This is a genomic window from Undibacterium sp. Ji83W (assembly GCF_049340385.1).
GTDB lineage: Bacteria > Pseudomonadota > Gammaproteobacteria > Burkholderiales > Burkholderiaceae_D > Undibacterium.
Genome location: NZ_JBMPOZ010000003.1, coordinates 474,191 through 494,899 on the forward strand (window position 1 = coordinate 474,191; position 20,709 = coordinate 494,899).

At 49.2% G+C, this 20,709-nt stretch carries 16 protein-coding genes; 4 read left to right on the forward strand and 12 right to left on the reverse strand.

What is annotated here, in order from left to right; translation table 11 throughout:
* Window positions 1-2: 2 nt before the first annotated feature.
* The 4 genes from mrdA to ACO0LD_RS09005 form a co-directional block, all read right to left on the reverse strand.
* The gene (gene mrdA / locus ACO0LD_RS08990; RefSeq protein ID WP_423005851.1) at window positions 3-2,003 is read right to left on the reverse strand and encodes a penicillin-binding protein 2; all 2,001 of its coding nucleotides are present in this window, start codon (window positions 2,001-2,003) and stop codon (window positions 3-5) included.
* A gap of 62 nt (window positions 2,004-2,065) precedes the next feature.
* Window positions 2,066-2,584, reverse strand: a complete 519-nt coding sequence (gene mreD, locus ACO0LD_RS08995; RefSeq protein ID WP_423005853.1) for a rod shape-determining protein MreD — start codon at window positions 2,582-2,584, stop codon at window positions 2,066-2,068.
* The gene (gene mreC / locus ACO0LD_RS09000) at window positions 2,581-3,612 is read right to left on the reverse strand and encodes a rod shape-determining protein MreC (RefSeq protein ID WP_423005855.1); all 1,032 of its coding nucleotides are present in this window, start codon (window positions 3,610-3,612) and stop codon (window positions 2,581-2,583) included. The genes mreD and mreC overlap by 4 nt, the downstream gene beginning before the upstream one ends.
* A 188-nt stretch (window positions 3,613-3,800) precedes the next feature.
* Window positions 3,801-4,844, reverse strand: coding sequence for a rod shape-determining protein (locus ACO0LD_RS09005; protein WP_162061166.1), 1,044 nt, complete (start codon window positions 4,842-4,844; stop codon window positions 3,801-3,803).
* 300 nt (window positions 4,845-5,144) lie between these two features.
* Here ACO0LD_RS09005 and gatC point away from each other — a divergent pair, with 300 nt between their 5' ends.
* The 4 genes from gatC to gatB are packed head-to-tail and all read left to right on the forward strand — an operon-like array spanning window position 5,145 to window position 8,925.
* Window positions 5,145-5,447, forward strand: coding sequence for an Asp-tRNA(Asn)/Glu-tRNA(Gln) amidotransferase subunit GatC (gatC, locus tag ACO0LD_RS09010; protein WP_423005857.1), 303 nt, complete (start codon window positions 5,145-5,147; stop codon window positions 5,445-5,447).
* A 14-nt stretch (window positions 5,448-5,461) separates the two neighbouring features.
* On the forward strand, window positions 5,462-6,916 hold the full coding sequence (gene gatA / locus ACO0LD_RS09015; RefSeq protein ID WP_423005859.1) for an Asp-tRNA(Asn)/Glu-tRNA(Gln) amidotransferase subunit GatA: 1,455 nt from the start codon (window positions 5,462-5,464) through the stop codon (window positions 6,914-6,916).
* Window positions 6,913-7,392: a hypothetical protein gene (locus tag ACO0LD_RS09020; RefSeq protein ID WP_423005861.1), complete on the forward strand. Its 480-nt coding sequence runs from the start codon at window positions 6,913-6,915 to the stop codon at window positions 7,390-7,392. The genes gatA and ACO0LD_RS09020 overlap by 4 nt, the downstream gene beginning before the upstream one ends.
* Window positions 7,393-7,446: 54 nt before the next feature.
* Entirely contained in the window at window positions 7,447-8,925 is a 1,479-nt protein-coding gene (gene gatB, locus ACO0LD_RS09025) for an Asp-tRNA(Asn)/Glu-tRNA(Gln) amidotransferase subunit GatB (protein ID WP_423005913.1), read from the forward strand.
* A 104-nt stretch (window positions 8,926-9,029) separates the two neighbouring features.
* Here gatB and ACO0LD_RS09030 read toward each other — a convergent pair whose 3' ends face one another.
* The 8 genes from ACO0LD_RS09030 to ACO0LD_RS09065 all read right to left on the reverse strand — a co-directional run bounded on the left by ACO0LD_RS09030 (window position 9,030) and on the right by ACO0LD_RS09065 (window position 20,453).
* Window positions 9,030-10,400, reverse strand: a complete 1,371-nt coding sequence (locus tag ACO0LD_RS09030) for a TolC family outer membrane protein (RefSeq protein WP_423005863.1) — start codon at window positions 10,398-10,400, stop codon at window positions 9,030-9,032.
* Window positions 10,400-11,755 carry an HlyD family type I secretion periplasmic adaptor subunit gene (locus tag ACO0LD_RS09035; RefSeq protein ID WP_423005865.1) on the reverse strand — a complete coding sequence of 452 codons (1,356 nt, stop codon included), beginning with the start codon at window positions 11,753-11,755 and terminating at the stop codon, window positions 10,400-10,402. The genes ACO0LD_RS09030 and ACO0LD_RS09035 overlap by 1 nt, the downstream gene beginning before the upstream one ends.
* Window positions 11,756-11,757: 2 nt before the next feature.
* On the reverse strand, window positions 11,758-13,554 hold the full coding sequence (locus ACO0LD_RS09040) for a type I secretion system permease/ATPase (protein WP_423005867.1): 1,797 nt from the start codon (window positions 13,552-13,554) through the stop codon (window positions 11,758-11,760).
* A gap of 645 nt (window positions 13,555-14,199) precedes the next feature.
* A complete protein-coding gene (locus ACO0LD_RS09045) occupies window positions 14,200-15,465 on the reverse strand; it encodes a glycosyltransferase (protein WP_423005869.1) in 1,266 nt (421 codons plus the stop codon).
* Between the two features lie 153 nt (window positions 15,466-15,618).
* A complete protein-coding gene (locus ACO0LD_RS09050) occupies window positions 15,619-17,253 on the reverse strand; it encodes a tetratricopeptide repeat protein (RefSeq protein WP_423005871.1) in 1,635 nt (544 codons plus the stop codon).
* Window positions 17,254-17,265: 12 nt separating this feature from the next.
* Window positions 17,266-17,859: a class I SAM-dependent methyltransferase gene (locus ACO0LD_RS09055; RefSeq protein WP_423005873.1), complete on the reverse strand. Its 594-nt coding sequence runs from the start codon at window positions 17,857-17,859 to the stop codon at window positions 17,266-17,268.
* Between the two features lie 85 nt (window positions 17,860-17,944).
* Window positions 17,945-18,649 carry a SapC family protein gene (locus ACO0LD_RS09060; protein WP_423005875.1) on the reverse strand — a complete coding sequence of 235 codons (705 nt, stop codon included), beginning with the start codon at window positions 18,647-18,649 and terminating at the stop codon, window positions 17,945-17,947.
* A gap of 358 nt (window positions 18,650-19,007) precedes the next feature.
* On the reverse strand, window positions 19,008-20,453 hold the full coding sequence (locus ACO0LD_RS09065; RefSeq protein ID WP_423005877.1) for a tetratricopeptide repeat protein: 1,446 nt from the start codon (window positions 20,451-20,453) through the stop codon (window positions 19,008-19,010).
* Window positions 20,454-20,709: the final 256 nt, after the last annotated feature.

Sequence of the window (20,709 nt, forward strand, 5' to 3'; positions counted from 1 at the left end):
TTTCAATCCTTATTGCCTGTTGTTTCACCACCAGGTTTGGGACCCGGATCAGGCTCGGCCGGAGCCTTGACTTCAGCGTCTGAACGGTACAAGGCCATGTCACTTTGCGGCTTGGGCTGTGGTGGTACCTGGTCCTTGCTGCCCTTGTCTTGCGGACGCTTGCCCAGCAAGTAATAATCAAGTGCCTTGCGAACTATAGGCGCAGCCGCCTCGGCACCAAAGCCACCATTTTCTACAATAATGGCGATCGCTATTTTGGGATGGTCAGCAGGGGCGAAGGCAGTATACAGGGAGTGATCAAGATGGCGAGCAGCCATGTTCTTGGCATTATATTTCTCGCCTTTCTTGATACCCACCACCTGTGCTGTACCTGTCTTGCCGCCGGAAACATATTCAGTACCCTGAAACACCCTGGCAGAAGTACCTTCCCTGGTGACGCCTACCATGGCATTTTTGATGAAGTCTATATTTTCCTGTTTAAGGGGAATGCGGGCAGTCTCTTTGGGGACAGTCAACACCCTTTGCCTGGTTTGCGGATCTTCTGTCATCTTGACCAGATGCGGCTTCATGATGATGCCGTTATTTGCCAGTGTCGCCATGGCATGTGCCATTTGTAAAGGAGTGAAAGTATTCTGTCCCTGTCCAATACCCAGGGAAATAGTGTCACCCAATACCCAGCGTTTTTGCTCTGGCTTCTTGAAAGCCGCGCGCTTCCAGGCAGTAGATGGCAACAGCCCTGAGCGCTCATGCTCCAGGTCTATGCCGGTCTTTTGGCCAAAACCAAAGGGTGCCATGAAATCATGCATGACATCCACGGTCAGGTCATTGGCCAGCATGTAGTAATAAGTATCGCAGGATTGCACTATTGAGCGGTACATATCCACCATGCCATGGCCGCCAGCTTTATCGTCCTTGAAGGTATGGTTACCAAAAGTAAAGTAACCAGGATCAGCAATTGCCTGCGAGGTGGTGCGCTTGCCCAACTCCAGTGCGGCCAGTGCCATGAAAGGTTTGTAAGTCGAGCCTGGTGGATAGGCACCTGTCAGAGGACGGTTCAGCAAGGGTTTGTCTTCTGAAGTATTGAGCTCATTCCAGCTTTGCTGGTCTATGCCCTCGACAAACAGATTGGGGTCATAGGTGGGCTTGGAAACAAACGCCAGCACATCACCAGTGGCAGGCTCAATGGCGACCAGCGCCCCGCGCCTGTCGCCAAATGCCTCTTCTACGACTTTTTGCAGTTCTATGTCCACCGACAAGATCAGGTTTTTGCCTGAAGTCGGAGCCGAACGGGATAGCACCCGCACGGCACGGCCACCTGCAGCAACTTCGACTTCTTCAAAGCCGGTATTGCCGTGCAAGATCTTTTCGTAACTTTTTTCCAGCCCCTCTTTACCTATGTAATCCGTGCCATTGTAGTTGGCAGAGTCTTCCATTTCATCAATGATCTCGGCATCCTTGGGACTGATACGGCCTATGTAACCGATGACATGCGAAGCGGAATCGCCCTGAGGATATTGACGGAACAAGCGCGCCTGAATATCGACACCGGGAAAGCGGAAGCGTTGTGCCGTAAATCTGGCAACCTCATCGTCGGTAAGGCGCGTGCGTATAGGCAGGCTTTCAAAACTTTTTGAATCTTCCAGCAATTTGCGGAAACGCTTGCGATGCTTGGGCTGTATGTCCACCAACATGGCCAGTTCATCAATCAGGACATCCATATCCTTGCTGATTTTTGAGGGTGTGACTTCCAGCGTGTAGGCAGAATAATTACGCGCCAGGATGACGCCGTTCCTGTCGGTGATAAGGCCGCGGTTGGGGACGACAGGCACGATGTCGATACGGTTTTCATCAGCCAGCAAGGCATAGTCATTATGCTTGATGATTTGCAGCCAGACAAAGCGGGAAACCAGCGCGGCAAAACACAGGAACACGAATACGCCAATAAAAATCAGGCGCATGCGGAAGTAATGCAGTTCGCGTTCCGTGTTCTTAAGTTCTGTCATAGTGAAGAAAAGTGAAGCAGGTAAAACAGATGAAACCGGCAGCAATCAGAAATGCAGCAGGCTCAGATAGGACGGGTATCGTCTTTATCTATCGCCCGTCTTTGTGGTGCCAGCAGTAGCAAGGTTGCGAACGGCCATAGCACGGTCGTCACCAGGCTGACAGTAAAATAGGCCCAACCTGGGAAATGGGCATCTGGTGCCACCAGCATGCGTACGGCAAGCTGCACCAGTTGGGCGAACAGGAATAAAGGGAACACATGCAAGGTTTGTGTCAGTGGATGAAACCACAGCACGCGCCTGTGTATCATGATGGCAAAATACGATAACAGGGTATATGCCAGGGCGTTTTCACCCATGTAGATGGAGTCATGCACATCCATCAGCAGACCCATGGCAAATGCCACGCCAATGCCGACTTTACGTGGCTGGTGTATGGTCCAGAATACCAGCACCAGAGCAACGAAATCAGGTATGCCTATCCAGCCGCCCCATGGCAGGAAATTGAAAAAGAAGGCAACAGCAAAACTGATGGCGATAAATAGCGGGTTGACCGGCAATAATATGTAATGCGGGCTATTCATGGAGTGGGCTCCTTGGCAGTTGCAGCTGCGTCCTTGGCTGGAGATTCTTTCGCAGGACTGTCCTTGACCGGCAAATCTTTCATGGGCTGGTCAACAGGTTTGGTATCGGATGTCGGCGCTGCCGCATCACGGGTCACCTTGCGATTGATTTTTTCTTTCTTGGCGCGCACATCTTCGGTATCCGGACGCGACAAATTATCGGTAGACACCAGCAAGACCAGCAATTGCTTGTTGCGGTCTATACCCGCTGTTGGTACGCACAATATGCTTTCAAAGGTGGTATTCGCCTTGTTTTCTACTTGCACTACCTTGGCAACAGCCAGCCCGGGCGGGTAAATACCGTCTATGCCTGAAGTCACCAGTTGATCACCATTCTGAATATCGGCATTGGTGGTCAGGCGCATGTCCAGATAACTGGACTGGCCACGGCCATAAGCCACACTGCGTAAGCCATTACGCAGGATTTGTACCGGGATGGCCTGGTTTTTGTCAGTCAGCAAGGTCACTTCAGCCGTCAATGGGAATACCCGGGTTACCTGGCCAACTACGCCAAGATCGTCAATCACAGGCTGGGAAAGTGCAATGCCATGCTTGATACCACGGTCAATAATCACCTTGCGACTGGCAGGATCACGTGCATCGTAAATGATTTCTGCCATGACAGACTTGACTTGCAAACGCTCACGTGCATCCAGCAATTTGCGCAAATGGGTATTTTCTGCCGTCAGTTGCCCGGTCTGTTGCAGGGTATTGGCATTCTGGGTTTGCTGGCGTTTCAGTTGGGTGTTTTCTTTTTCCAGCGCGGTCACAGAGACAAAATAATCAGAGACGCGCTTGACAGTATCGCGTGGCATGACAGCGACCATTTGCACCGGATACAGCACACTGCCAAGGATTTGCCTGACCAGGGTCAGCGACTTCAGACGGGCATCAACAACTAATAGAAAAATCGCCAGGACGGCAAAGAAAACCACTCTCACGCGCGCAGAGGCGCCTTGCTTGAAGAGTGGTGGTGGGCTGTAATCCATACTTTACCGGTGTTTCTCAATGAACAGCGCAACAAGCATTTTAATGTGCAATCAATTCAAGCTGGCATCAGCTCAGTTTCAACTTAAGACTGAAAGCGGGCCTCATCAAATACGGGAGCCCCAGCCTGCATGCGGTATGTTGCGGCATGCTGTCAGGTTCCCACGCTGATAGTCCGGCGCTTCCTTGCTTACTCGTAAGAAAAGATCGAACCCAGCTTATCCATGCGTTCCAGCGCCATACCCGAGCCACGGACTACGCAAGTCAGCGGGTCTTCAGCGACGATGACGGGCAAGCCGGTTTCTTCCATCAGCAGGCGGTCGAGGTCGCGCAAAAGTGCGCCACCACCGGTCAGCATCATGCCTTTTTCAGCAATGTCGGCACCCAGTTCTGGTGGCGTTTGTTCCAGCGCGTTTTTAACGGCAGAAACGATGTTATTCAGAGGATCAGTCAGCGCTTCCAGGATTTCATTGCTGGAAATCGTGAAGGAGCGAGGAATGCCTTCGGACAGGTTGCGTCCCTTGACTTCCATTTCCTTGACTTCAGAACCCGGGAAAGCAGAACCAATCGCTTTTTTGATGGCTTCAGCAGTTTGCTCACCGATCAGCATGCCGTAATTGCGGCGGATGTAGTTGACAATCGCTTCGTCGAACTTGTCACCACCGACACGGACTGAACCCTTGTAGACCATGCCGCCGAGAGAAATAATACCGACTTCAGTCGTACCACCACCGATATCAACCACCATGGAACCGGTTGCTTCAGACACTGGCAAACCAGCACCTATCGCAGCCGCCATCGGCTCTTCAATCAGATATACCTGGGAAGCACCGGCACCCAGAGCAGATTCACGAATCGCACGGCGCTCTACCTGGGTAGAACCGCAAGGGACGCAAATGATGATGCGTGGGGATGGTTTGAAGAATTTGGTGTCATGCACCATGCGGATAAATTGCTTGAGCATTTGCTCTGTGACGGTAAAGTCGGCAATCACACCATCTTTCATGGGGCGAATGGCTTCAATATTACCTGGTACCTTGCCCAGCATTTGCTTGGCTTCTTTACCTACTGCCTGAATTGTTTTCTTGCCGTTAGGGCCGCCTTCCTGGCGGATCGCAACTACCGATGGTTCATCAAGCACGATACCCTGTCCACGTACATAAATCAGCGTGTTGGCTGTTCCCAGATCGATCGCCAGATCATTTGAAAAATAACTACGTAAAAAACCAAACATGTATATTGTCCTGTATTTAACTGATTGTGGGCACAACCCACTTTAAGGGCTGCGCTACCGAATTTTTAACCCTGACCGCTTTAACCGGAAAACCAGCCAACTATCTCGCCATCTAAACATTACTGAGCACAACTAAGCATGTTAGGGGATTTAGCAAGCCATTTAGGGCATTAACCCGCCATTCTACCTTATAATCTGTTTAAATTTATTCGATACCAACACCTAAATTAAGCTTTTGGTAGCAAGTCGAATTATGTATTTTTTGACACTCTTTTTCGCGCAAAAATGCGCTCCTGAACTATGTCACTGACAATTGAAGATGTGAAAAGAATTGCCAACTTGGCAAATATAGAAACTTCTGCAGAGGAAGAAATTTCAACTCTGGAGAAACTGAATGGCATTTTCTCTCTGGTAGAGCAATTAAAAGCGGTGGATACCACGGGTGTAGCTCCTCTGAGCCACCCTATCGCTGCCCTGCTACCGGAAATGGCTTTGCGCCTGCGTGAAGACGTGGTCACCGAAAGCAATCATCGCGAAGATTATCAAAAGCCAGCGCCAGCGACCCAAGATGGCTTGTATCTCGTACCCCAGGTTATTGATTAAGCAATAGAATCCTCATGCATACCAAAACAATTTCGCAATTATCCGCCCTGCTGCAAAGCAAGCAGGTATCCGCCACTGAACTTGCCCAGCATTACCTGAACCGCATTGCTGCCAGTGACCTGAATGCTTTTTTGCATGTCAATCCTGAATGGACTTTGCAACAGGCTGCAGCAGCCGACGCACGTCTGGCCAGCGGCGATGCTGGTGTATTGACGGGCGTACCTATCGCCCATAAAGATATTTTCGTGACACGCGACTGGCGCTCGACTGCCGGTTCGCGCATGCTGGAAAATTATGTCAGCCCCTTTGATGCGACTGTCGTCGAGCTGTTCAATAAGGCTGGCACGGTCACGCTGGGTAAATTGAATTGCGATGAATTCGCCATGGGTTCTTCGAATGAAAATTCTTATTTCGGTGCTGTGAAAAACCCCTGGGACAAGACTGCTGTACCCGGTGGCTCTTCTGGCGGATCAGCTGCGGCAATCGCTGCGCGTCTGGCGCCAGCAGTGACAGCGACCGATACCGGTGGCTCTATCCGTCAACCGGCATCGTTTTGTGGCGTCACAGGTATCAAGCCTACTTATGGCAGCGTATCACGCTACGGCATGATCGCTTTTGCCTCTTCACTGGATCAGGGTGGCCCGATTGCCCAGACTGCAGAAGATTGCGGTATTTTGCTAAATGCAATGACAGGCTTCGATGCCAAAGATTCGACTTCGCTGGAACGCAAGAAAGAAGACTTCAACCGTGACCTGAATAAGTCTTTGCAAGGTTTGCGTATAGGCGTGCCCAAGGAATTTTTCTCTGCCGGCCTGGCTGCAGATGTAGAACAGGCAGTACGTGCTGCGCTGGCTGAATATGAAAAGCTGGGCGCGACACTGGTAGAAATTTCTCTGCCAAAAACCGAGTTGTCTATCCCTGTGTATTATGTGATTGCACCGGCAGAGGCTTCTTCGAATCTGAGCCGTTTTGATGGTGTTCGTTATGGCCATCGTGCAGCGGATTATACAAATCTTGAAGACATGTACAAGAAATCCCGCGCCGAAGGTTTTGGTGCCGAGGTCAAGCGCCGTATTATGGTCGGTGCCTATGTACTGTCGCACGGTTACTATGATGCCTATTATTTGCAGGCACAAAAAATACGCCGCCTGATCGCACAGGATTTTGCTGCGGCGTTTGAGAAATGTGATGTCATCATGGGTCCGGTAGCACCGACCGTGGCATGGGATCTGGGTTCGAAAGCGGATGACCCGGTGGCCAACTATCTTGCTGATATTTTCACACTCTCGACCAGCCTGGCTGGCTTGCCAGGCATGTCCATCCCTTGTGGTTTTGGTCAGGGTGAAAAGAATGCCAGGCGCCCGGTAGGTTTGCAAGTTATCGGTAATTATTATGATGAAGCGAAATTGCTGAATGTGGCCCATCAATTCCAGCAAGTCACTGACTGGCATACGCGCGCACCTGTATGAGCTTGAAAAGCTTCCTGAGCGTAGCAATGTTGGCAATAGCTGGCAACTTGCCTGCACAGACGCTGGATACGCGTATCGCCTGCACACAAACGCAAAAGGAAGATGGCGATGGCGAACGCCTGATTTTCAGTGATCAGGCGCGCATACAGTTGAATGGTACACAAGTCACGGAATTTCAATGGGAGTCTTCTGTGTTTCGCAGCAATCGCGGACATGAATGCAGCGTGGATACTGAAGATGGCCTGGAAGCAGAATTGACAGAAAAAGGCTGGCGCTTACAACTCAAGGACGCATCAGCAGCGCGGCTCAAACGGGGTTATGATTTTGACCGTGGCTTTCAATGCAGCATACGCCTGGAGCGTGAAGGCGATGCACTGCATATCAAGCCCAGTTGCCCGACTATGTGTGGCTCGCGCAAGAATTTTTCAGCACTGACGGTGGATACCAAAACTGGTAGCTGCACCTACGATCAATGAGTTGAATGGATCTGCGGCTTTATGTCATGAGCAGGCAGACGCAATAAGATAAAGATAAGACGAGGAAATATTATGCAATGGGAAGTCGTTATCGGTTTTGAGACACATGCACAACTCAAGACCAATTCAAAAATTTTCAGCGGCTCTTCAACACAGTATGGTGCTGAGCCAAATACCCAGGCCAGCCCGGTGGACCTGGCCTTGCCTGGCGTGCTGCCAGTCATGAATAAAGGCGCAGTAGAAAAAGCCATACAGTTTGGCCTGGCAGTTGGTGCGCTGGTCGCACCGGAATCCATCTTTGCCCGCAAAAATTATTTCTATCCTGACCTGCCTAAAGGCTATCAGATCAGCCAGTTTGAAATCCCGGTAGTACAAGGTGGCTTCGTGCCTTGCGTCTTTGAAAAGGATGGCAAGACCGAATTCAGGAATATAGAACTGACACGCGCCCATCTGGAAGAAGATGCTGGTAAATCCATGCATGGTGCGGCTGATCGTATGACAGGCATAGATCTGAACCGTGCAGGTACGCCCTTGCTGGAAATCGTTACCGAGCCCGTCATGCGCAGTGCCGCCGAGGCAGTTGGCTACGCAAAAGCCCTGCACTCGCTGGTGACCTGGCTGGACATCTGCGATGGCAATATGCAGGAAGGTTCTTTCCGCTGCGATGCCAACGTTTCTGTACGACCTTTAGGCCAGAAAAAATTTGGTACACGTTGCGAAATCAAGAACCTGAACTCTTTCCGTTTTCTGGAGGAAGCGATTAATTATGAAGTTCGCCGTCAGATCGAATTACTGGAAGATAATATTGAAATCAAGCAAGAGACACGCTTATACGATCCAGATAAAAAAATAACCCGCTCCATGCGTAGCAAGGAAGATTCGATGGATTATCGTTACTTCCCTGACCCTGATCTGCCACCACTGAAAATCAGCCGTGAATGGGTGGAGCAAGTACGCGCCACCATGCCTGAGCTGCCATCTGCCATGCGTCAGCGCTTCATTGAGCAACTGGGCTTGCCTGAATATGATGCAACTGTCCTGACGCAATCCAAAGGCGTGGCAACTTATTTTGAGGCCGTGGTGACTGCTGCTGGTGCCGCACAAGCCAAACCTGCTGCCAACTGGATGATGGGCGATGTAGCAGCGACCCTGAACCGTGAAGGCCTGGATATCAGCGCCATCCCGGTAACATTTGCGCAGTTGGCGGTGCTGTTACAGCGTATTGCCGATGGCACTATTTCCAACAAGATTGCCAAGGAAGTGTTTGCCGCTCTGTGGCAAACGCCATCGCCAGATGTAGATGCCGTAGACAAGATGATCGCATCCAAGGGCGGCGCACAAATTTCTGATGTTAATGTTCTCGGGAAAATCATTGATGAAGTCATGGCTGCGAATCAGCAATCTGTCGATGAATACCGCGCTGGCAAAGAGAAGGCCTTCAACTCTTTAGTGGGTCAGGCAATGAAGGCGACCAGGGGCAAGGGCAACCCTGCGCAGGTCAATGAATTGCTGAAGAAAAAACTGGCAGGCTGATTTCTGTTTGAAATTGAAAAACGGCACATCTTTAAAGATGTGCCGTTTTTTATGCTTGCTGACTTAGTGCCTGATTTACTTCCTGCTCACCGATCTGGCTAGTATCAGTTCGGTATAAAGTAAGCAGCAACTGTCTGCACATCATCTACGCTGATATTGCCAGCTGTGACACGCAGCCTGAGGAAGCTGATCAGGTAATTGTACTTGGCCTGCGCCAGGTCGCGCTTGGCAGCGACCAGTTGTTGCTCGGAACCGAGTACGTCAAGATTGATACGGACACCGCCCTTGACACTTTGCTTGGTTGCTTCAACCAGCAGAGTCGCTGAATTGACTGACTTTTGCAAGGCGCTGATTTTCGTCAAACTGGTTTGCACCGCATTAAATTGCTTGCGCAATTCTATCGAGATCCTATTCTTGGTTGAATCCAGATCAGCCTTGGCTTTGTCTCGGTTGGCGATAGCCTGGTTGCTGATCGCCGTGACATAACCACCGGAATAAATTGGGATCACCAATTGCACACCTACGCTTTTGATGGTCTGATCTTGCGTACGCGTAGTGATGCTATCAGACAAACCGCGGTTGTAACCGGCATTGAGTTCCAGCCTTGGCGTATGGCCTGCCTTGGCCTTGCTGATTTCCAGTTCGGCCGCTTCTACTGAATATTTGGCGGCTGCAATTTCAGGATTGCTTTCGGTTGCAATCGTCATCCACTCTTCAAAACTTGAGAGAGTGACGGGCATGACGGTGAACTCGGGACGCAAGCCATCAAGTTGATTGACTTCGCTGCCAACGATGGCAGAAAAAGCATTTTTTGCATTCAGCAAATTGTCTTGCGCTTCTATCACCTGAGCCTCGGCGACATCGAGCTTTGCCTGGGTCTCCAGCATATCTGTCTTGGTGCCCTCGCCTTTTTCAAACATGCGCTCATTGATGCGTTTTTGTTCAGCGTAAGCATCTCTTTGGGCACGGAACAAGTCTTGTTGATCTTCGGCAAATTTGACATCAGCATAAGCGGTCGTCAAACGGATGATCAAGTCTTTGCTACGCGCAGAAAAGATGGCATCGCTATAGTTGGTCTGCGCTATACCTTGCTTGTAACGTGCGGTCGCATCGAGACTAAACAATACCTGACGCAGAGAAACGGAATTGGTGATACTGGTGTAGTCGTAATTACTCTCTGTAAATCCGCCCGTTGGCTGCCCCAGGAAATTCGTCGACGGCGAGGTGATTTCTGCCTTGTTCTTACTGGTCCCATAGGAATATTGTATGGTTGGCAGCAAACCGGCACGACCGATATTACGATATTCCTTACCGGCGACGTTTTCTGAAACAGCCGCACGGTAAGTCGGGTCATTGACCAATGCGGCCTCATAAGCCTGCAACAGACCCATGGCCTGAGCCTGACCTGCCGACATCACAAGGATGCTGCAGGCAGTTGCGATCAGATTAAGACGCTTCCATGATTTTTTCATCATTAATCCTCAGTCATTGCAGAATGCGCACGGTCAATCACCGGTTTCAGCAAGTAGTTCATCATGGTGCGGCCACCTGTGCTGACGAATAATTCAACTGGCATACCTGGGCGGATGTTCAGATTGGCGATCAATTTTTTGCCTTCAGGTGCGACTTCAGCGCGCACTTTATAAAAAGCCTGGCCAGTTCTTTCATCAACAGTACGATCAGCAGATACCTGGGTAATGATGCCAGGGATATGCGGCGTGGTATTGGTATTGAATGCAGAGAAAATCAATTCAGTTTTCAAACCTGCGTGTACCTTGTCAACCAGGTTGACTGGCAAACTGGCTTCTACGATCAACGCATCATCCTGAGGCACCAGTTCCATCAGCTTGTAACCACTAGGCACGACTGCGCCTTTGGTGAATACATTCAGGCCAACGATAGTACCGGCTACAGGAGCTTTCACCGTGACATTGTTCAAATCAAAATCCAGTGAAGTCAGACGGTTTTGCAAAGCTTCTGCTTCTTTTTGGATGTCAGACAATTGTGTGCGGATTTCTTTTTGATAGTCTTGCTGACGCTGGGATTTACGCAAGCCCAGTTCCATGATCTGACGAGAAACACGGCCCATATTGCCCAGATCTTCAGAGACGCTGCCATTTACCTGTGCATAAGTGCGTTCCAGATCGAGCAGACGATTGCGGGCGATATAGCCTTCTTTGGCCAGATCACGCATGCCATCCAGCTGCTCCTTGAGGAACACCTGTTGCTGCTTTTTGCTGACCATGGACTCTTCCAGGCCTTTTAATTGCGACCTCAAGCCAGCGATATTTTCATCAACTGCACCCAATTCACTTTGTATGGAGATCTGGCGAGTAGTGAACAATTGCTGTTGCAGCAAAATGGTATTGGCTACACGGCTATCACTTTTTGCTTCGTCCAGCTCTTTGGGGAAACTGATGGATTTTGCACCTGCACGTTCAGCCAACAATCTGGCTTCTACTGCCTGGGCAGTGAACAGTTGTACGCGCGTGATTTCTGCATTTGATTTGGCACTGACAGAATTCATCTTCAGCAGGGTTTGACCTGCTTTAACGATATCACCATCCTTGACCAGAATTTCATCGACAGTACCACCGGCTTGGTGCTGAATGACTTTACGGCTGGACGCGACGGCGACGTTACCGCTCATCGGCACACCCTTATCGAGCTTTGCCGTAAATGCCCACAGCAAGAAACCAACCACGCCGATCAGGATGATGATCCAGCCAAGGCGGGAATAACCGCGTGCATCTGTATTAACTTCGAGTATTTCTACGTTGTGAGTTGTCACGTCCGTGACATCACCTTTTTTGACCAATGCATTTTTCATGATTATTCCTCTTCTGCAGCTGTGGCATTAATTCTTGCCTGCGTATCTGCTGGTGGCTCTGAAGCTGCTGATTGCAGACCGCCCTGAGCTTGAGTCTGCGGGGCAGCCTGTTGTGCCGCTGCAGCCTGTTGGGCCTGTTGTGCTTGTTGCACCTGTTGTTGATTTGCCTGATTCAGCGCAGCCAATACCTGATCACGCGGGCCAAAGGCTTGAGCTACACCATCGCGTAACAGCAAGAGTTTGGTGGTGGCACCCAGAATGGTGGTACGGTGAGTAATCAGGACGATAGTTTTGCCACGTTGACGTAAATCATTCACGGCAACAACCAAGGCTTGTTCACCAACATCATCCAGATTGGAGTTTGGTTCATCCAGTACCAGCAAAGATGGATCGTCATACATGGCACGGGCCAGACCGATACGCTGCTTTTGACCGCCAGACAAACCGGCACCGCCATCACCCAAACGGGTGTCGTAACCTTGCGGGAAATGCAAAATCATTTCATGCACACCGGCGCGTTTGGCAGCCAGGATGACTTTTTCAGAATCAACTTCACCAAAACGGGCGATGTTTTCTGCTACTGTGCCGCCAAACAATTCTATGTCTTGTGGCAGGTAACCGATATTTGGTCCAAGTTGGTCTTTGTTCCACTGATAGATATCTGCACCATCGAGACGGACCTTACCAACAGCTGCTGGCCAGACGCCCACCAGCAAACGTGCCAGTGTGGATTTACCCGAACCTGAAGGGCCGATAACGCCAAGTACATCACCTGGTTGCAGGGCCATGGACAGGGCTTTGACAACAACAACGGTGGAGCCTGGAGGCGCTGCAGTCACGCCTTCGACAGACAAAGCACCCAGTGGTTTAGGCAAGTCCATGCCAGCCTGGCGCGGTGGATTGGAAGCCAGCAATTCATTCAGGCGACCATAGGCGCCTTTGACTGTGCTCCATTGTTTCCATACACCGATCAGTTGATCGATAGGGCCAGTCGCCTTACCCAACAGAATGGAGCCCGCAATCATCATACCTGGCGACATCTTGCCTTCAATCACCAGCAAAGCGCCAAAACCCAGCACCAGAGACTGTACTGAAACACGGACGAATTTACTTAATGCAGTAATAATGCCGGACTTTTCGCTGGCTTCTGCCTGCAATTGCAGAAAGCGACCATGCAATTTGAACCAGCGAGACATCAGGTTAGGCAACATGCCCATGGCTTCGATGACTTCGGCATTACGCAGGTTGTTGGTCGCCAGGTTGCTGGAGACGATGGCCATGGTATTGGCTTCAGTCAAAGGTTTTTTGGAAACCACTTCATTGGCATACGCCAGGATCACCATGACAATCACCGCAGCCAGCGCAAACAAGCCGAGGTAAGTGTCAAACATGAAGATCACGGCCAGGTAGAATGGGAACCAAGGTGCGTCGAAGAAAGCAAACAAACCAGCACCCGTGAGGAACTGGCGAATCTGTGTCAAATCCTGCAAAGCCTGGCCAGCATTACCGCCGCCACGCTTCAGGTTTTGTTCAAATGCAGCAGTGTAGATGCGCTTGTTCATTTGCATGTCGAGCTTGGCACCCAGACGTATCAATACAAAACTACGGATATATTCAAGCGCACTCATCAAGGCGTAAGCACCCAGCATCAACAATGTCAACATCAACAGAGTGATTTCGTTGCGGCTTTGCAAAACACGATCGTAAACCTGTAACATATACAGGGAAGGTGCTAACATCAACAGATTGATGATGGCACTGAAGATGCCAACGGTTCTGAAGGCACTTTTAAAGGTCATCAGAACCTGTGCAATTTCAGTTTGTGGAAGTTTTAGTTTCGAGATCATTTGTATTCTTTGCACACTGAAGTGCTAAAAACATCGCAATATAAAAGGTGGCCGCTTGATGAATAAAGTTTGCAGAGAACAAATTCATCTACATTTTTAAGGCAAGGCGGCATTATCCCTGTTCACAACTCAATTAAATGTGACGTACATCACATTTTTCGAAAGCGTAACACAAGTTTTACGCTTTTAAAACGTGTTTCGTGTATCGAAGCATGTATATTTCGCATACTCCCTCCTGTATATAAAAAATCACGCTAATTTGGCTGTAAAGCTATTGGTAATTTCCGCATACTCCCCATATACAGGCATGACAAGAATTTTTGAAAAATCGCTGTTTTATGTAATTGACATGCTTTTTCAGAAGTAAAAAGCATGCTTGATATGAAATAGAGTGATATTCGTCACACCAGCCATGCACAAGACTGGGTAATTTACCCAGGGAATACGCCTGGTATGGCATGGCTATAAGGTGTTGAGTGAGAAATTGTGCGTACGGGCACAATGAAGAGAAGGAATGAAGAAGAACGGGAACAAAAAAACGCCCCGCAATATCCGTTGCGGGGCGCCGAGTTCTTAATGGTCTTGCTGGCTACAGCTTTATTTTAACTCAATTACTACAGTGTTTACAAGCGGCTGTGCAGATATATCATTTTGAATGTTAACTTTTGTTTCATTTCCGAGTGCATATACCCATTCCAGCTGGGCGGGTAAACACACTCTTTGCAAGTCATAAAATTCACAGGCAAAACGGCGGGCGTTTTCACCTAAACGCTGTCTTTCCTCTGGCTGATCCAGCAAATCACAGACCTCCTGGCTTAGTGCCGCCACATCAAAGAAATCTACCAACCTGCCGGTCTCGTTGTGGCGTATCGCTTCACGCAAAGGCTGGGTATTCGAGGCGACGATGGCGCATCCTGCGCTCATGGCTTCGAGCAAACTCCATGACAATACGAAGGGGTAAGTCAGGTAGACATGGACGCGTGATAATTGCAGCAAGGGAATGAAGTGCTGGTAAGGAATATTCCCCAGGAAATGGATACGCTGACGCGCACTCTCCGGCAATTGAGCACTCACTTCATCGAGGAAAATCTCTTTCCATGATTTGCCACTTTCAGACTTGGCGCCATAACTGACATCGTCGCCCCCCACCATCAGGACGTGGGCATTGGGACGCTGTGCCAGTATCTGCGGCAGGGCGCGCATGAAGATATGGTAGCCGCGGTATGGCTCCAGATTGCGGTTCACGAAAGTAATGACTTCATCATCCCGCGTCAGCTTCAGCCCCCCGCCCAGAGTCAAGGCAACCTCGGGATTAGGGGCGATCATGTCGGTATTGATGCCGTCATGAATAACGCTGATACGTTCGCGGAAGGCGCTAGGAAAAGTACTGGCTTGCCAGTGTGTAGGGGAAATGGCCGCGTCGGCTATTTCTATATGCAAGAGGTTATTGATGTTCTTGAGTTGTATCTTGCAGGCTTGCTCAATCGCATTCGAAGAAAACTCAGGATCAAAGCCGACATCTGCGCCTTGTGCGTGGTAAAAGAATTCAGCGTAAATACCAAGCTTGGCTTTGGGCCAGACCTTTTTCAAGAACAGGCTCTCACCCCAACCAGGATGAGCGATGATAACATCAGGCACAAAACCCTGCTCACGTAATTGCAGGGCTGCACGCATGGCAGCGTCACCACGGATGACTTTGGGTTCACTATCTGCCAGCCAGGGATGGGTTTCAGCGCTGGTACCGCGGGTGACCTGATATGAAAATACCTTGACCCCATTCCACAACGCGGGTGCTGCCTTTTGCATGGTCAGTGCCACGACTTCATTCGCCGGATCTGCTGCCAGGACCGGCGCAAGATGCACAAACTGACCTGGAAAATTTTGGTGAACAAACAGGATTTTCATAGCGCAAATTGAGTAGGAATACGAACTTTGGAAATTGCTACAGTATAAACGCTATTCGCCTCTGGCGAGACATGCAAATACCCTTGCTGCCAGCAAAATCCTCACCGTATCTCATGATGCAATTAAATGACGGGAAAATGCCTCAAGAATGCCATCGGGACGCAGGTGATGGTCATCAATATGCCATTGCTGACTGGCTTTACCTCCACCGCTATCAGTCAAGGCAAACACGTCGAGAAAATCCATACCTCTCATTAATACCTGTTGCTTAAGGCTGGTATTAAACAAGGATAAGAATTGGCCGAATTCATGCAACTCGCCTTCAGTGTGGCCATTTTCATTCATATGATAGGCAGGTACGCCACTGATGATGAGCTTGAATTGGCGCTGCTGCGCATGAATTGCAATAAAATCCAGAAACGCGGCGATAGTATCGTGCACACGCTGTGCCAGGCTGACTGGAGCAGTTTCGGTAGATTCAGCAGATTTCTTGCTGGCTTTCAAGATGCCACTATCAATACGGCAATCAATTTCGCCTATTGTGATCAATACGCTGGAAGAGACAGGTATCGCCTGCAGATATTGCGTCATTAATTGCTGGTAATGATTGGTTTCAGCTTTGCCGATTTGCCATTGCGTACATCCCTCTATCCATAGTCCCTTGCATTGAAGATGATGGCCGCGATAACCAAGGATGAGATTATGCGCGGACAACATATGGCTTTCACCGATGACATACAAGATGCCTTGCGCTTGTGGCAAAGATCCCTGCTGCCTGAAGGATTGCCACCACGCCTGTATTTTCAGCATGAAAACACAGTAAATCAAAGAACCTTTGTCTTTGATCAGCGAATTGCTCACCATGTCTTTCGCCACTTGCAATAAAGCGTCAACATTGGCCGGGTTGCCAAAGACGTAGTGCAAAATTGCCAGTTGTAACGCTGCATTTTGCCTGGGGAAACCTGTGCTTGTCAGTTGCAGCACCTTGGCATAATACTCAACAGCTTCATTTAACTGGCCAGTGATTTTATAGGCATTGGCCAAACAAGCATGTAGTTCTGCATTGTCTGGAGCAATGCTTAATCCTTGCTGGTAACTTTGCCTGGCTTCCGGCAGTCTTTCCAGTTTCAAGAGGGCATTGCCACGATTATTCCAGGACTGAAAATGGGTGGCATTGACGCGTAACACCTGCTCATAGTCATTCAGGGCCAGCGCATAGCGACGCATGTCCATGTAAAGATTGCCCCGGTTGAAATAAGCATCGGGAAAATCTGGCTGTTGACGCAGGGCTTGTTCATAACAAAGCATGGCTTCTGCTTCACGCCCCAGAGCACTGAGTGCATTTGCCTTGTTGTTCAGGACTTCGGCAAAGTCAGGTTTGGCCAATAAAAAGCGGTCGTAGCTGGCTATGGCATCCGCGTGGCGCCCCAGATCCAACAAGACATTACCTAACGAGGCATGAATAATGGCATGCGCCGGGTTGATGGATGCAGCCAAAGACAGCAAATCAAGTGCCTGTTGCAATTCACCCGTGCTGCGTTTGATCATACCCAGGAATTGCAGAGCGTCAAAATGTCTGGCATCGATCAATAGTATTTGCTGATAAATGGTCTCCGCCTCCAGCAGCTTGCCGGTTTGATGCAAAGCCAGGGCCTGCTGTAGCAACTGAGTTGCCCTGCTTGCGTGAGCATGCTTAGGAGGGCTTAGTCCCTTGGACGCAGCATTTATCTTGTTCTTTTGCATCATCAGCAAATGTACTTATTTCAGTTGCGCGCGTAATAAGTTCTCTACATCAGGAATAGGTCGGGCACTTTTACTACCGACTGCCCACAAATCAAAAGCAGATGGGCGTGATGCAGCGACGACTGTTTGAAAGCCGGCACCAGCCAGGGTATTCATCAGCACTTTTTGAGTAAAACCACAGCGATGCGCCATGAACAGATTGCCTTTTTCCATGGCTGCACGGTGTCCGTACAAAATATCGATCGGGGCTATCGGCCCTGCTGGTGATATATAGGCAGGTTCCAGCAATTTATCTTCTGCCACCAGTTTGCAAACAGAGACCATATCCGGACAAGTCACCACGAAGATGCCGTCATCTTTAAGGACCCGCATGATTTCTTTTAGGGCCACTGGTACTTCATGTGGGTACAGGTGTTCAATATTATGCGAAGAATATACGGCATCGATAGAGCCTGTTTCAACGGCACTCATATCCGTCAAGGTACCCTGTATATCAGGATTGACGGTAGGGTCAATATCAAAGCGTACTTCTTGCCACTCATCTGATTGAAAAAAAGGCGTGGTGCCTGATTTGTTTTGCGGGCCGCAGCCTACGTGTAATAATTTCAAAGCATTCACCTTGTAGTTTGATCCAAAAGAAAATGGGGCACATGCCCCATTTTCCATTCACATTCTAATGCAAGTCAAATACAAATTATTGAACCTGGTCTGGACGTGAAGATGCCAGTGCGACTTTTGGCAGGTGATGGAAAGATGCCCAATGCAATTCCAGCAGGGACATCAGGCCACTACGTACCCAGCGCGCCAGTGTGGCATCGTCCAGTGCCAGAACTTTTTCGCGGTCTACAATGCGGAAACCACCGATCAGGTGTACTTCATGGCCTTCGCGGAAGTTGAGGTCTTTAGCAACCAGTACGCCTGTGGTTTCCAATTCATTCAGAATGACACGGCCTTCACGCAGATTTTTTTCGTAGCTGTTCAGCAGTTCCAGTACTTTGCCAAAGCTAGGATTGAATTCTGCTTTTTCAGTAAAGACAAGCTCACCTTCTGTTGTATTGAATTGTGGCGCATCCATATCAGCCGCCAACACGTAGTCATCTGTATCGCCAATACGACCCAGGATGAATGGGTAACGGCGTACATGAACTGGCACATAGGCTTCAGTCCATTGATTTTTTTCATTCAGGAATACATTGCGCTCTCTCAATCCCAACACTGCAATCGGATTGAGCAGGCCAGATTGTGAAAACAAAACAGGATAAAACTGTGCTGCTTCAGGAATTTCTGTCGGTGCCAGAGGGGCCGTTGTCAGGCCACGGGCAAACGCAAAGTCTGCAGCTGGTTGAAAGCGCAAAGAGCCATGCAGGTTCTTGTCCAGGGTTTGAGCATTTTGAAACATAGTAAAACTCCAATAACTAGAAAAAGCCCATTTCCATTGATGGCATGGGTTAAGCGTCAGGCTTAGATGGCATTAAATCGCAAATCAGTATTTATTTTGATCACAACACGCACAACACGATTACTCACAATGAAATGAAGACGTTTCTGTCAAAATCAAGTGCAGTATTGTATCAGCAGGATAAAGCGATGGCGCTTTTTTCAGCACAACGGCTGGTATTAAGCCTCAAATCATTCCAAAATCAAACTATCTCTGCTTCTTTAATCAGGGCGTCCGGCCAGAGGCTATCAAAGCCTTATCCTTTCAATTAAATGAGTTATAAGGTCAGATTAAATTTGCAAGGCCTTTTGCAACTCCCTTAGGTTTGCTTGCGCCAGATCAGCAGATACCCGGGAATGGCTTGCAGATTTTCCATTCTGATGGTTTGTGGCAAACATTGCAAAGACGTAAATCCATACTCAGATGCCAACTTGTCCAGATAAGTTAATTGATGGGCATAGCGACCACTGCTGCGCAGCGTATAACCTGTGCTGCCCAACTGCTGAACTGCGCCCTCATCAGCAGCTTCAACAGAAAAGGTGAACAGGCCATCTGCAATCAGCAAACGACTTACTTCTGAGATGATATTGTCAAGTTGCCCCAGATACACAAATACATCAGCCGCCGTCACCACTTCGTAACTTGCAGCTGCCTCTTGCTGTGTCATGCTAAGTAAATCTGCCTTAATCAGTCTGTGATAAATCTGCCTGGCCTGCGCTTTTAAGAGCATTTTTTCGGACAGATCAACGCCCACCAAACTTGCTGCCATGGGGGCAAGCTCTTTTGCCACCAAACCGGTACCGCAACCCAAATCAAGTATGCGCCAGGCGCTTTTGTCAGCAACCCGCAATTGCCTGAGTTCTTTACCGATGACGGCAGGAATATGGTACTCCAACACCTCTTGCAGATGCTGGTCAAAGCGTTCGGCATAGTCATCAAATACCTTGCTGACATAACTCACTGGTGCCTGTGAGCTGGCCTGACCAGTAAGGACATGAATGAAGTGCAAGGCATTGCCCTGTTGCGGATCCAGGGCAATCGCACGTTGATAACTGCTTATTGCCTGTGCCGTCTGGCCAGCTTCCTTATAAATATTGCCCAGAGTGTTATGAATCTCAGCAAAATTTGGCTGCAATGCAGCCGCGCGTTCTGCACATTGTATGGCGAGGCTTAGATCCTTACGTTTTTGATAGATCAGCGCCAGGTTATTCCAGGGTTCAGCTAATCCCGCATTCAAGCTGCTTGCATGTTTATAGGCCGATATAGCCTCTTCCTCCCGCCCCATGTCTTTATAGACATTGCCTATATTACTATGCGCCTCTGCGTAATCAGGCTTGAGTTTGCAGGCTTGCTGAAAACATTCCAGCGCCTGATCCAGTTGAGCTGATTCGCGCAATGCTGATCCCAGATTATTCTGGGCATAAAAATTTCGAGGATTAATTCGCAATGACTGCTTAATAAACTGCACCGCCCGCTCATAATCTCCCAGCTGGTGAGCAGTCACTCCGTACAAGTGCAGGGTGTCTGCATGGTCTGGCTTGAGCCGGAGGATTTGCTCATAAATCTTGCTGGCAGCCTCAATTTGCCCGCTGCGGTGCACGGCCATACCTTCATCAAGCCAACTGGCGATCTGGTCTTGTGTTTGCTGCTTTTGCTTATCCGCTTGCGCATATGCGGCTTCATCCGCAGCCATGCAACATTGCTTATATTTTTTTCCACTGCCACAAGAACAGGGATCATTGCGACTCAATTTTTTCATTGTCATTACACAAGCTGGCAGAGAAGGATTCGAGATTAATTGATGCTCATGTTAACAATAAGTTGCCAAGAATTGCAGACTTTAACAATGAATATTTATTAGTGAATGCTCATTTTTGACAGAGCAAGGCGATTATAAAAAAACCCACCGCTTTACAGAGGTGGGTTTTTTATTTTTACACAGCAGGGAGGATGTTCTCTCCCTGTTGCATGGGTAGCAAGCTACCCATTTTCCTGCATAGCTTACTGAATTAAGCGATGAA

Excerpts from the sequence above, each read along its gene's own strand:
- mrdA (WP_423005851.1), bottom strand. The coding sequence starts at position 2,003 with ATGACAGAACTTAAGAACACGGAACGCGAACTGCATTACTTCCGCATG.
- mreD (WP_423005853.1), bottom strand. The coding sequence starts at position 2,584 with ATGAATAGCCCGCATTACATATTATTGCCGGTCAACCCGCTATTTATC.
- mreC (WP_423005855.1), bottom strand. The coding sequence starts at position 3,612 with ATGGATTACAGCCCACCACCACTCTTCAAGCAAGGCGCCTCTGCGCGC.
- ACO0LD_RS09005 (WP_162061166.1), bottom strand. The coding sequence starts at position 4,844 with ATGTTTGGTTTTTTACGTAGTTATTTTTCAAATGATCTGGCGATCGAT.
- gatC (WP_423005857.1), top strand. The coding sequence starts at position 5,145 with ATGTCACTGACAATTGAAGATGTGAAAAGAATTGCCAACTTGGCAAAT.
- gatA (WP_423005859.1), top strand. The coding sequence starts at position 5,462 with ATGCATACCAAAACAATTTCGCAATTATCCGCCCTGCTGCAAAGCAAG.
- ACO0LD_RS09020 (WP_423005861.1), top strand. The coding sequence starts at position 6,913 with ATGAGCTTGAAAAGCTTCCTGAGCGTAGCAATGTTGGCAATAGCTGGC.
- ACO0LD_RS09030 (WP_423005863.1), bottom strand. The coding sequence starts at position 10,400 with ATGATGAAAAAATCATGGAAGCGTCTTAATCTGATCGCAACTGCCTGC.
- ACO0LD_RS09035 (WP_423005865.1), bottom strand. The coding sequence starts at position 11,755 with ATGAAAAATGCATTGGTCAAAAAAGGTGATGTCACGGACGTGACAACT.
- ACO0LD_RS09040 (WP_423005867.1), bottom strand. The coding sequence starts at position 13,554 with ATGACCTTTAAAAGTGCCTTCAGAACCGTTGGCATCTTCAGTGCCATC.
- ACO0LD_RS09050 (WP_423005871.1), bottom strand. The coding sequence starts at position 17,253 with ATGATGCAAAAGAACAAGATAAATGCTGCGTCCAAGGGACTAAGCCCT.
- ACO0LD_RS09060 (WP_423005875.1), bottom strand. The coding sequence starts at position 18,649 with ATGTTTCAAAATGCTCAAACCCTGGACAAGAACCTGCATGGCTCTTTG.
- ACO0LD_RS09065 (WP_423005877.1), bottom strand. The coding sequence starts at position 20,453 with ATGACAATGAAAAAATTGAGTCGCAATGATCCCTGTTCTTGTGGCAGT.